Origin of the sequence: Halorubrum sp. AS12, from assembly GCF_051122765.1 — an archaeon.
In the GTDB taxonomy this organism is placed as follows: domain Archaea; phylum Halobacteriota; class Halobacteria; order Halobacteriales; family Haloferacaceae; genus Halorubrum; species Halorubrum trapanicum.
This window is the reverse complement of the sequence record NZ_CP185385.1, coordinates 2468490-2480122: the sequence shown is the minus strand read 5'-3', so window position 1 is coordinate 2480122 and position 11633 is coordinate 2468490. Positions and strand designations below refer to the sequence as shown.

9 protein-coding genes and 2 pseudogenes are annotated in these 11633 nt (G+C 68.6%); 5 read left to right on the top strand and 6 right to left on the bottom strand.

Annotated elements, in window-relative coordinates:
- Positions 1-17: 17 nt before the first annotated feature.
- Both ACODNG_RS12640 and ACODNG_RS12635 read right to left on the bottom strand, forming a co-directional pair.
- The gene (locus ACODNG_RS12640; RefSeq protein ID WP_434521595.1) at positions 18-1130 is read right to left on the bottom strand and encodes a BMP family lipoprotein; all 1113 of its coding nucleotides are present in this window, start codon (positions 1128-1130) and stop codon (positions 18-20) included.
- Between the two features lie 129 nt (positions 1131-1259).
- Positions 1260-1730, bottom strand: coding sequence for a MoaD/ThiS family protein (locus ACODNG_RS12635; RefSeq protein ID WP_434521594.1), 471 nt, complete (start codon positions 1728-1730; stop codon positions 1260-1262).
- Between the two features lie 241 nt (positions 1731-1971).
- Here ACODNG_RS12635 and ACODNG_RS12630 point away from each other — a divergent pair.
- Positions 1972-4259, top strand: a pseudogene (locus ACODNG_RS12630) (nitric-oxide reductase large subunit).
- A 150-nt stretch (positions 4260-4409) separates the two neighbouring features.
- Here the strand turns inward: ACODNG_RS12630 and ACODNG_RS12625 are convergent.
- The 4 genes and pseudogenes from ACODNG_RS12625 to ACODNG_RS12610 form a co-directional block, all read right to left on the bottom strand.
- Positions 4410-5852 carry a S8 family peptidase gene (locus tag ACODNG_RS12625; protein WP_434521593.1) on the bottom strand — a complete coding sequence of 481 codons (1443 nt, stop codon included), beginning with the start codon at positions 5850-5852 and terminating at the stop codon, positions 4410-4412.
- A 52-nt stretch (positions 5853-5904) separates the two neighbouring features.
- Positions 5905-6817 (bottom strand): annotated as a pseudogene (locus ACODNG_RS12620) (1,4-dihydroxy-2-naphthoyl-CoA synthase).
- Between the two features lie 199 nt (positions 6818-7016).
- Positions 7017-7256, bottom strand: a complete 240-nt coding sequence (locus ACODNG_RS12615; protein WP_434521592.1) for a hypothetical protein — start codon at positions 7254-7256, stop codon at positions 7017-7019.
- A 109-nt stretch (positions 7257-7365) separates the two neighbouring features.
- Positions 7366-8139, bottom strand: coding sequence for a GTP cyclohydrolase III (locus tag ACODNG_RS12610; RefSeq protein WP_434521591.1), 774 nt, complete (start codon positions 8137-8139; stop codon positions 7366-7368).
- Between the two features lie 151 nt (positions 8140-8290).
- Between ACODNG_RS12610 and ACODNG_RS12605 the strand changes: the two genes are divergently transcribed.
- From ACODNG_RS12605 to hisI, 4 genes are all read left to right on the top strand, one after another.
- Entirely contained in the window at positions 8291-9070 is a 780-nt protein-coding gene (locus ACODNG_RS12605; RefSeq protein WP_434521590.1) for an HAD-IIA family hydrolase, read from the top strand.
- Positions 9071-9344: 274 nt separating this feature from the next.
- The gene (locus ACODNG_RS12600) at positions 9345-10679 is read left to right on the top strand and encodes a DUF92 domain-containing protein (protein ID WP_434521589.1); all 1335 of its coding nucleotides are present in this window, start codon (positions 9345-9347) and stop codon (positions 10677-10679) included.
- 1 nt (position 10680) lies between these two features.
- Positions 10681-11109 carry a GNAT family N-acetyltransferase gene (locus tag ACODNG_RS12595; RefSeq protein ID WP_434521588.1) on the top strand — a complete coding sequence of 143 codons (429 nt, stop codon included), beginning with the start codon at positions 10681-10683 and terminating at the stop codon, positions 11107-11109.
- 139 nt (positions 11110-11248) lie between these two features.
- On the top strand, positions 11249-11632 hold the full coding sequence (hisI, locus tag ACODNG_RS12590) for a phosphoribosyl-AMP cyclohydrolase (protein ID WP_434521587.1): 384 nt from the start codon (positions 11249-11251) through the stop codon (positions 11630-11632).
- The last annotated feature ends 1 nt before the right edge of the window (position 11633 follow it).

Sequence of the window (11633 nt, the reverse complement as noted above, 5' to 3'; positions counted from 1 at the left end):
GGACGAGGGGGGCGCCGTCAGCAGCTCGTCGGACCGCAGGTGAGGTCTATCTCGTCGTTCTCGAAGCCGGTCTTCGCCTCATCGATGCGCTGAGTAAGCGCGTCGGGAAGGTCGCCCTCGAACGCCTGTCCGACGACGAAGTCGATGCTGCCCTGTGCGACGCTGAGGTTCTGCTCACCGACGTACTCGTCGAAGTTCCCGTTGACAACCGCTTCGGAGACGGTGTAGGTGGCCTCGTTGAGCGCCTTGACCGCAGAACCGAGGATCACGTCCTGATACTGGTCTTCGGTGACGGACTGGTCGACGTCGACGCCGAGCGCAAACCGCCCGTTGTCCTGCGCCGCCGAGAAGACACCCCCGCCGGCCGCTGAGGCGGCGTGCCAGACGATGTCTGCCCCGTCGTCGATCTGGGACTCGGCGACGTCGTTCGCCGCGCCGGTGTCCGAGAAGCTTCCGCCGTAGCCGGTGAGAACCTCGATGCCATCGTCGATCCACGCGACGCCCTCGATGTAGGACTGCTCGAACGCGTTGATGAGCGGGATGTCCTCGCCGCCGACGAAGCCGACGGTTGACCCGTCGGGGTCGGTAGAACTGCCCTCGTACTCGAACTCCTGTTGGGTCATCACGCCCGCGGCGACGCCCGCGAGGAACGACATCTCGTTGTTCATCTCGATCCAGCCCGAGACGTTGTCGGCGCCTTCAACGATGTTGTTGATGAGCATCCAGTTCTGGTCGGGATACTCGCTCGCGTTGGTCGTCAGCGGGTCGGTGTGGTTGTCGCCGACGCAGACGATAAGGTCGTACCCGCTCTCGGCCACGTCGGCCTGAACCGACTCGTACTGGGCCTCCTGGGTCTCCTCGACGGTCGTGTACTCAAGGTCAAACTCCTCAGACGCCTCCTCTAACCCCTGAACCGCGTTGTCGTTGAACGCGTTGTCGTCGAAGCCTGCGGGGCTGGAGATGATCGCGACTTGTGTCGTCGACCCGCCGTCTCCGCCGTCCCCTCCGTCGCCGCCGCCGCTGAGGCAGCCGGCAAACACCGTCGCGGTCGCGAGCGTTCCACCGGACGCGAGGACTGTCCGCCGGCTGATACCCGTCGATTCGTCGGAGTGTGTTAGTCTATCTGTCATGGGTGTGTCTGTTACTCTCACATCCCTCATTATAAATTTGCGTATTAACTGACGATGTCACTAATCACGGATTCTCAGAGACGACCGTGAGCGAGGAGACTGATCCCGAATACTCCGAATGTAGCCGCGTTAACAGCAGAACATGAACGGGTAGACGAGCGCGACGCGGTCGCCATCCTCGAGTTCCGTGTCGAAGCCCTGCTCGTTCTCGTTGAAGTGACCGTTCACGAGGATCCGGGCGTACGCGATGGTCTGCTCGCCGACAGGGTTCTTCGACCACGTCCCCGGAAGCTCCTCCGGCGTCGGCGCCCAGCCGCTGTGGGTCGCGTCCGATTCGGACTCCGCGATCAGCATGTCCTGGAGCTGGGGGTAGTCCTCGAACAGCTCGTCGAGGAACGCGCGGAGGGTGTTGCCCTCGAAGGTGTACTCGAACTCGTACACGCCGAGTTCCGTGCGCACGTGCCCGGTACACCGGACGGTGACGGTCGTCTCCGCCTCGGTCGCGGTCGCTTCCGCCTCGTCGCCGCCAGGTTCCGTTTCGGCCGCGCTCCGGTCCGACTCGGCCGCGGGCGGGTCTGCCATCTCGCTGGTCTGGGCCATACGCGGGCGTACGCGACCGTTCCGGGTAAGACGGGTCACGAACATGTTCGCAGGGAGTTCGGCCACGGCGGAGCGGAGTCGGGCGAGCGGGACCGTTACCGCGCGAAGCGCGTCCGGGAGTCCGCCAGTTCGCCGTCGAGATCGGTCGAAAACGCCCGACTGAAGCGCTTTCGGCGGTCGGGAAACCGACCGAACATGTTGCCGCCAAACCCATAGGGCGTCTCGACGGTACGCACACCCGATGGAACTCACGCGCAAGACGATAGCGAAAGTGATCGTCGCGGCGTTCCTGCTCAACCTGGTCGTGATGGGCGCCGGGGCGTGGTTCGCGTATCAGGAGGCGCCGCCGATACCCGACGAGGTCGTCGGTCCCGACGGCGAGACGGTCGTCACGGGGACCGAGGTCCAAGACGGGAAGGAGGCGTTCCAACAGTACGGGCTGATGAACCACGGGTCGATACTCGGCAACGGAGCGTACTACGGCGAGGACTACACCGCCGAGACGCTGGAGTTGAAGACCCAACACATGCGCGAGTACTACGCCGACGCCGAGTACGGCGCGGCGTACGGCGACCTCGACTCCGGCGAGCAGTCGCGGATCGATGCGCTCGTCCGCGACGAACTCGACCAGTCGCACGACGGGAGCGACACCGTGGAGTACTCCGCCGCGGAGATGTACGCGCACGAGCAGGTGCGGGAGACGTACGTCGAGCGCTACCACGAGGGCGACCACGACCGCGGCGTCCCGGTCGAGATGATCGACTCTGAGGAGGAGGCCCGGTCGTTCGCGGACTTCGCGCTGTGGACCGCGTGGTTCTCACACACCGACCGCCCGAACGCCGACCACTCGTACACCAACGAGTGGCCCTACTCGCCCGGCGCCGGCAACGACGCTACCGGCTCGGCGATGATCTGGAGCGTCATCGCGATGGTGCTGCTCGTCGGCGCCGCTGGCGCCGCGATATTGCTGTACAAGTCGGTGAAGCTCCCGGAACCGTCGGCGGAGGGACTCTCGGTGCCGAAGCCGGGGGACGTGAGCGTCTTCCCGAGCCAGCGCGCCGCGCTTCGGTTCATCCCCATCGCGGCGGGGCTGTTCCTGGCGCAAGTGCTGTTAGGGGGCTGCTCGCGCACTTCTACATCGAACGGGCGGGGTTCTTCGGGGTAGAGCAGGTGTTCGGGATCCACATCCTCCAACTGCTCCCCTTCTCCATCGCGAAGACGTGGCACATCGATCTGGGGATCCTCTGGATCGCGTCGACGTGGCTCGGCGCCGGCCTGTTCCTCCCGCCGCTGCTCACCGGTCACGAGCCGAAGCGGCAGGGAGCGTACGTGAACGTCCTGCTCGGCGCGCTCGTCGTCGTCGTGGTCGGCGGGATGGGCGGCATCTGGCTCGGCGCGAACGGCTACCTCCCGGGCGAGCTCTGGTGGCTGCTCGGCAACGAGGGGCTGGAGTACCTCGAAGTCGGGAAGGTGTGGCAGGGCGGCCTCCTCGTCGGGTTCGTCCTCTGGGCGGTCCTCGCGATCCGCGGCCTGAAGCCGCTGCTCGACCGCGAGCCGGTGTACGGGCTGGCGCACATGATCCTCTACGCGGGCGGCTCGATCACCCTGCTTTTCGTCGCCGGCTTCATGTTCACGCCGTCGACGAACATCGCCGTCACGGAGTTCTGGCGCTGGTGGGTCGTCCACATGTGGGTCGAGGGCGCCTTCGAGTTCTTCATCGTCGCCATCATCGGACTCACACTCGTCTCGATGAACCTGCTCTCGCGGCGCAGCGCGGAGAAGGCGGTGATGCTCCAGGCGCTGCTCGTGATGGGGACCGGCGTCATCGGCGTCTCCCACCACTACTGGTGGATCGGAATGCCCGACTACTGGGTGCCGATCGGCAGCGTCTTCTCGACGCTGGAGCTGCTCCCGCTGATCTTCATCCTCTACGAGGCGATCGGCCAGTACCGCGCGATGAGCGAGACCGGGTTCCCGTACAAGCTCCCCTTCATGTTCATCGTCGCCAGCGGGGTGTGGAACTTCGTCGGGGCCGGCGTCCTCGGCTTCTTCATCAACCTCCCGCTCATCAACTACTACGAGCACGGGACGTACCTCACCGTCGGGCACGCCCACGCCGCGATGTTCGGCGCGTTCGGCTTCCTCGCGCTCGGCATGGTCGCGTACATGCTCCAGCTGTCGATCGACCCCGACCGCTGGGACGGCTCGTGGCTCCGCGCGTCGTTCTGGCTCTGGAACGTCGGGCTGGCGCTGATGGTGTTCGTCTCGGTGCTCCCGGTCGGCTTCCTCCAGCTCGACGTCGCGTTCACGGAAGGCTACGCCGCGGCCCGCAGCCTCGGCTTCTACGAGGGCGACCTCGTCCAGACGCTGTTCTGGGCGCGGCTCCCCGGTGACACGCTGCTCATCCTCGGGACCGCGGTCTACTTCGCGGACCTGATCCGCAAGCGGTTCGTCCTCCGGCGCTCCGAGGACGACCCCACGATCGACGACATGGCGGTCGCAGAGGGGATCGTCGGCGACGACGACTGACGGTTCCCCTCTCGTTTTCGCGAGCGACGAGAATCAGGAGCGCGGCGGTCTCACCCGGCGCCCGTTCGTCGGCCGGATCCGTTCGTCGGCTGAAGCCGCTGCCTGACGCGCGTGGCTCGCGCCGATCGCGTCAGGCTTCTTTCGGTCGCATCACTTCCCCTTCTTCTTGCTGGCTTCCTGGACGAGGGCCTCGAGATCGAGGTGGCCCGCGCCGTGATAGGTCTCGCCCGCCTCGGGCATGTTGGCGGTCTCCTGGATGAGGGACTCGATCTCATCGACGGAGGCGTCGGGACGGAGCGACCGGACGAGCGCGACCGCGCCGGTGACCTGCGGCGCCGCCATCGAGGTCCCGGCCTTCCAGCCGTAGGACGCGGTCTGTTCCCCGTCGGGACCGGAGACGTTGACCGTGGAGTAGACGAGGTCGTTGTAGGCGTCCGGGTTGTTCGCGAGCGCCTCCTGGTCGACGTTTCCGCCGCCGGCGCTCACGTCGACGGCTGAGCCGTAGTTCGTGTAGAACGCCGGCTCGGTCGTCGGCTCCGCCAGGCGGTTCCCGGTGAGCCACTTGGCCTCGTTGTCGCTGTGTTTGCCGCCCCAGCCGTAGCCGATGGGACCGGTCGCGCTCACGCCGAAGACGCCGTCGGCCTCCGTCGGGAGGCTGAGGATGTTCTCGGCGTCCATGTCCAGCGAAGAGTTGCCCGCGGAGTTGACAATGACCGTCCCCTGCGAGCGAACGTACTCCGCGACCTGACTGATCATCTGTTCGAGGGCGATCAGGCTCGGGTACTCGACGGTGTCGGCGACCGTGTAGCCGACGCTGTAGTTGATCGCGTCACAGCCGATCCCCGCGGCGTACTCCCAGCCGGCGAGACCGTCGCCCGCGTACCCCTCCAGACCGGAGAACATCCGAACCGCGACGATCTCGGTGTCCGGCGCCGTGCCGAGCACGCCGCCGGCGGGACCGTCGTTGTCGTTCGTCGCAGCGATCGTTCCCGCGACGTGGGTGCCGTGGTTGCCCGCGCCGTTGGGACGGAAGTCGAAGCCGTCGCCGGTGATGTTCACCGAGAGTTCCGCGTTGACGACGCCCTCCAGGTCCGGGTGGTCGTCGTAGACGCCGGAGTCGACGACGGCGACGCGGGTCCCCTCGCCCGTCGTCGTGTCGTGGACGAACTTCCCGCCGCCGGGCTTGTCGGTGAGTTCGGCGCTGACCGCCTGCTCGCGCTTGTCCCACTGGTACTCGGTGTTGCTCGGCGCCCCGTCGTGGTTGTGGCTCGCGGAGTCGCCCGCGGCCGCCGGCCCCTCGGACTCGACGACCGCCCCGGTCTCGTCGTCGCTGCGGTCGATCTTCACGTCCGGCGCCGTCGCCGTCGCGCTACCGACGCGGGTCTGATCGCCGCGAGCGACCAGCACGTCGGCCGCCGAGAGGTCGTGGATGATCTCCACGTCGTCCGGCACGTCGCTGCGGTCGACCTTCCGGAGGTTGATGAGGAATCGCTCGTCGTCTGTCGTCGCCGAGACGTTCCCCGTGCCGAACGCGAGGCCGCCAAGTGTTACGCCCGCTCCTTCGAGAAACCGCCGCCTGCTATGTTGTCGCATGACTCTCTTACAGAGTACAGACAACTTACATAATAGTGTTCATAGAGGAAACTTAGTAGTGCCAGGGGTACTCGCGGAACTCCGGCTCCCGACCCTCCAAGAACGCGTCGCGGCCCTCCTGAGCCTCCTCGGTCATGTACGCGAGGCGGGTCGCCTCGCCCGCGAACACCTGCTGGCCGACCATCCCGTCGTCGGCCATGTTGAACGCGTACTTCAGCATGCGCATCGCGGTCGGCGACTTCCGGGTCATCTCGTCGGCCCACTCCAAGGCCACCTCCTCCAGCTCCCCGTGTGCGACGACCTCGTTGACCATCCCCATGTCCGCGGCCTCCTCGGCCGAGTAGGTCTTCCCGCGGAAGAACACCTCGCGGGCCTTCTTCTGGCCAATCTGTTTCGCGAGGTACGCGGAGCCGAACCCGCCGTCGAAGGAGCCGACATCGGGGTCGGTCTGGAGGAACTTCCCGTGTTCCTCGCTGGCGAGGGTCATGTCGCAGACGACGTCGCAGCGAGTGGCCGCCGCCGACCGCCCAGCCGGGGACGACCGCGACGACCGGCTTCGGCATGAACCGGATCAGCCGCTGGACTTCGAGGATGTGGAGCCGGCCCGCCCGCGCCGAACGAACGAGGTCGTCGTCGTCGTCGCCGGCCTCGTCGTCGTCGCGGTACTCGTAGCCGGAGCCGCCACGGACCGACTGGTCGCCGCCCGAGCAGAACGCCCAGCCGCCGTCCTTCTCGGAGGGACCGTTGCCGGTGAGGAGGACGGTGCCGACGTCGGCCTGCTTGCGCGCGTGGTCGAGCGCGGCGTACAGCTCGTCGACCGTGCCGGGGCGGAACGCGTTGCGGACCGCGGGACGGTCGAAGGCGATCCGGACCGCGGGGACGTCGACGGCGCGGTGGTAGGTGATGTCGTCGAACTCGTCGGTGACCGGCTCCCACGCGTCGGGATCGAATATCTCCGAGACCATGCGGGTACGTACGCCCGGGACGCCCATAAACGGCTCCGGATCGACGCCCGGGCCACCCATAAACGGCGTAGGATTGAACGGGGAGTGAGAACCGCCGGTTCAGAGAGTCGACTCTCCGCGGCGCTAGGCGACGAGAACGGGGAGCCGGCCCCAGCGCCGGGGGCGGACGCCGGAATCCCGGCCAGTCCGCCGGAGTTCGTCAGTCGTCCTGCGCGTACGCACCCTTCGGGTGGCCCTTGTGCTGGAGGTTGCGGTTGTCGCGTTTCCGCGTCGCGGTCGCGGGGATGACTTCGCGGGCCGGATCGATCTCCGACCGCGGCATCCCGGTGTAGCCGTGGTCCGGCTGCTCGGAGCAGTGCGCCATCGCGTCGTGCGAGCCCTCCCACGGGCCCTCGTTACAGCCGTCCGCCGTACAGACGAACACTATCTCCTCTGACATGCTAACCGGAGGTTCCCGACCGGGGTATAAAAATCTCGCACCCAAATTATCAGATGTGATTTCGGGCGAGAGAGGCGGCCGTAAAACGACCGACTACGGGACCGCGCGGTCAGTCGCCGACGGCGGGCGCGCCGAACAGTTCGACGCTCGTCCCGTCGTGTCGGCAGTCCTCGAGGGCGTGTTTGGCCGCGAAGCCGGCCTCGTGGGCGGAGGCCCCCTGACCGACGCCGACCTGAAGCTCGATGTCGACGTCCTCCTCGACGTGCTCGACCGCCGACGAGAACGCGGTCTCGGGGAGGTCGGGGCAGACCGCCACGACGTTGTCGCCGCCGACGAAGAAGGAGAGGGCGCCGTGCGCCTCGCGGAGGTGGCGCATCAGCGAGCCGTACGCCTGTTCGATATTGATGAACGTGTCGAACTCGTTGAGCCGGTCGGTGTACTTGCCGGTCGCGTTGACCACGTCGAAGTGCGCGACCTGGAGGTCCGACCGGTTCGTCTCCGAGAGGTACTCGCCGGCGAGCACCTCGGTCCGGCTCTCGTCTTGGGCGCTGCCCGCGGTCTGGAGCCGCCGGTTCGCCGCTTCGAGCGCGTCGACGGGGCGCTCGGCGACGGCGGTGCCGAGGCTGACGCTGACCGGGTAGCGGTTGCCGATCGACTCCTGGAGGGTCGCGTGGGCCGCGCCGTCGACGCCGTTCGTCACCGCGATCATGTTGTCAAACCTGGTGAAGAAGACGTAGGCGTCGCGGTGGCCCAGGAACTGGGCGACGTCGGCGAAGAGCCGCGACTGGAGCGTCTGGAGGTCCATCTCGCGGCGCGGCTCCGGCGTCGTCGTCCACGGCCCGTAGTTGTCGATCTGGACGAGGGTCACCTGGGTCGTCGTCACAGTGGACACCGGTACGGAACGCGGCCGCTTTACCCTTCCGTTATCCCGAAGGTGGGACCTGTATCGTGTTCGTGATCGTCGGTCCCGGACGGGACCGGTCCGCCGTGGACCCGGGCGCAACCCCTACGGCCGTGGCGTCCCCACTCCGGATATGGAATTCAGCGGCGCCGTCCTCGACGTCGACGGTACGGTGGTGCGCGGCGACGATCCGATCCCGGGCGCCCCGGCGGGATACCGGCGGCTCCGGGAGACCGGTATCGAGACCCTGTTCGTCTCGAACAACCCGACAAAGGCGCCGCCCGCGTACGTCGACCGCCTCGGCGCCGCGGGGTACGACATCGACGCCGAGCGCGTGCTCACCGCGGGCAGCGTGACGACGCGGTACCTCCGAGAACACCACGCGAACGACGACCTGCTCTGTATCGCCGACCCCGGACTGCTCGCTCAGTTCGCGGACGCCGGTCTCTCGACGACCGACGACGTCGACGCCGCCGATGCCCTGATCGCTTCCATCGACCGCGAGTTCGACTACGAGGACCTCTGTACCGCGCTGTGGGCCTTGGAGCGCGAGATCCCCTTCATCGGCACCGACCCCGACGTGGTGATCCCGGCCCCCGAGCGCGACGTACCCGGGTCGGGCGCCGTGATCAACGCGGTCGCGGGCGTGGCCGAGCGCGACCCGGACGCAGTCCTCGGCAAGCCCTCGGACACCGCGATCGAGATGGTCCGCGAGCGGCTCCCCTACCCGCCCGAGGAGTGTCTCGTCGTCGGGGATCGGCTCAACACGGACATCGCGCTGGGAGAGCGCGCCGGGATGACGACGGTCCTCGTCCGCTCGGGCGTCACCGACGACGACGACCTCGCGGCGTCCGAACTCTCCCCCGACCACGTGCTCGATCACCTCGGCGAGATCGACCGTATTGTCGGCTGAGGATCGTCTCTGAGCGGTCGATCACCTTCGCCACGTTAACAACAGTTATATGCGAGCGAGTGTACCGCTCGCACATGGGAGTGGTTGACTCACACGAAGATCGGACCGGGGACGACGAGGAGGATCCGGAGGAGTCCGTCCGCGTGCTGGAGGGACACGCGGTCCAGTTCAACGAGTACCGATACTGACGGCGTCGTCGCGTCGGCTGGGTTCCGCGACCGACCGCCCGACGGCTGTCGGGACCGTTAAGTGGTCGTCGCGGGTAGCCGAGGGTGTGATACGGAGGCTCCGACGAGCGAGTGTTTTCGCCGCGGTGGCCGCCTTCGCGGCCCTCGCGCCGGCGCTCGGCGCCGCCGCCGCCGTTCCCTTCTTCGCCGTCGCCGGTGTCGCGTTCTTCGGAGTCCGCGACGGCGAGTGGTTCGAGACGCTCGCGCTGCCGGGCGACCGCGAGGAGGAGCGCCTCTACGGGTTCGTCTCCTTCGCGCTCGCCGGCGCCGGTCTCGCCCTGTTCGCGTCGCTGCCGCGCGCCCCGCTACCCTACGAGGCGTTCGCGGCCGCGACGCTCGCGGTCGGCGCCGGCCGCCTCGGTCGAACCCTCGTCTCCCGGCGGACGGCCGACGAGTTCCCGCTCGTCGCCGGCTACGTCGTCACCGGGACGGCCGCCGCCCTCGCCGGACAGATCGCGGTGCGCCTCCAGACCGACGCCCCCGTCGACGCCGAGGCGGTCCCCCTGCTCGTCTTCCTCGCGGCGGCGGCGGCGCTGACGGCCGCGCTCGTCCGCTCGCTGGTGTTCTCTCGGGACGCGCACATCACGACGATCCTCGTCGCGTTCGTGACGTGGGGGTTCCTCGCCTTGGAGCCGACCGTCGACGCCCCACTCATCGTCGTCGGTCTCGCCGTGACCGGGGCGCTCGGCTACGTCTCCTTCGCTATCGGCACCGCCTCGGTCGCGGGGATGCTCACGGGGGTCGTCTCCGCGCTGCTCGCGGTCGTCCTCGGCGGTGTCGGCTGGTTCCTCACGCTGATGTCCTTCTACGCGATCGGGGGGCTGGCCTCGAAGTACCGGTTCGACGAGAAGGCCGCCCGGGGGGTCGCACAGGAGAACGAGGGGGCCCGCGGCACCGGCAACGTGCTGGCGAACTCCGCCGTCGCGCTCGCGGCGGTGGTCGGCTACGCCGCCGCGCCGCACCTCGCCGTCCCTGCCGCCCCGCTCGGCTTCGCGTTCGCGGGCGCGACGGCGACCGCGATGGCCGACACGCTCTCCTCGGAGATCGGCGGTCTCTACGACGGGCCGCGGCTGGTGACGACGCTCCGGCCCGTCGAACCCGGGACCGACGGCGCGATCACTTGGCAGGGCGAGCTAGCGGGTCTCTCCGGGGCGCTGCTCGTCGGCGCGCTCGCAGCCGGCGGGGCGCCCTACCTCGACCCGGTCGCCCCCGGCGGCGTCGCCGCGGGTGGCGCGGTCGTCGCCGGCGGCGTCGCCGGGATGACCGTCGACAGCCTCCTCGGCGCCCTGATCGAGGGCGACCGGGTCGGCAACCAGACCGTGAACTTCCTCGCGACGCTCGCCGGTGCCGCCGTCGCCGTCGCGCTCTGGGCGGTGGTGTGAGATGGCGGACGGCGATATCGACCCCCGGGTCCGTCCGGGGCGGCCCGCCGACGCCGACCGGATCCGCGAGCTCCAGTCGCACCTCCGCCAGCCCAGCCCGGACCTCTTGGAGTACGGTCTCGCGGTGGGCGCCGCGCGCGTGAGCGTCGCCGACGGCCGCGTCGTCGGCTACCTGCTGCCGGTGGATGGCGCGAATCGCCCGGGCGTCCACGTCGCGGAGCTCGTCGTCGCCCCCGGATTCCGGCGCGAGGGCCGAGCGCGCGCGCTGCTCGCCGCGACGGTCGCGGACGCCGACGGGCCGGTGACGCTCCAGGCGCACCCCGACAACGACGCCGCGCTCGCGCTGTACGAGTCGCTCGGCTTCGAGGTCGCGGAGCGGCGGCCGGACGCGTACGCCGACGGCGACGCGCTCGTGATGCGGCGGGAGTAGCGCGTCCAATCCGCCCCGGGGCGGGTAATACGTCCGATCCGTTCCGGGGCGGAGACCGGCTCCGAGACGCCTCGCGGGACGCTCCCGCGCGGTGACCGCAGGCACAAGGACTATTCGAGCGCCACGCCTCCGGACAGCCATGAGTGACGCCGACGCGGAGACCGGGTCGATCGAGGTCGACTTCGGCGACGACGGGTTGGTCCCGGCGGTCGCCCAGGACGCTAACTCCGGCGAGGTGCTGATGCTCGCGCACGTCTCGCCGGAGGCGCTCTCTCGCACCCGCGAGACCGGCGAGGCCCACTACTACTCCCGGTCCCGCGAGGAGCTGTGGCACAAGGGCGGCACCTCGGGTCACACCCAGTCGGTTCGGGAGGTCCGGGTGGACTGCGACGCCGACACCCTGCTGTACCTCGTCGAGCAGGAGGGCGGCGCCTGCCACACCGGCCACCGGTCGTGTTTCCACCGGACGATAGACGGCGAGCACGTCGGGGAGCGCGTCTTCGACCCCGACGAGGTGTACTGAT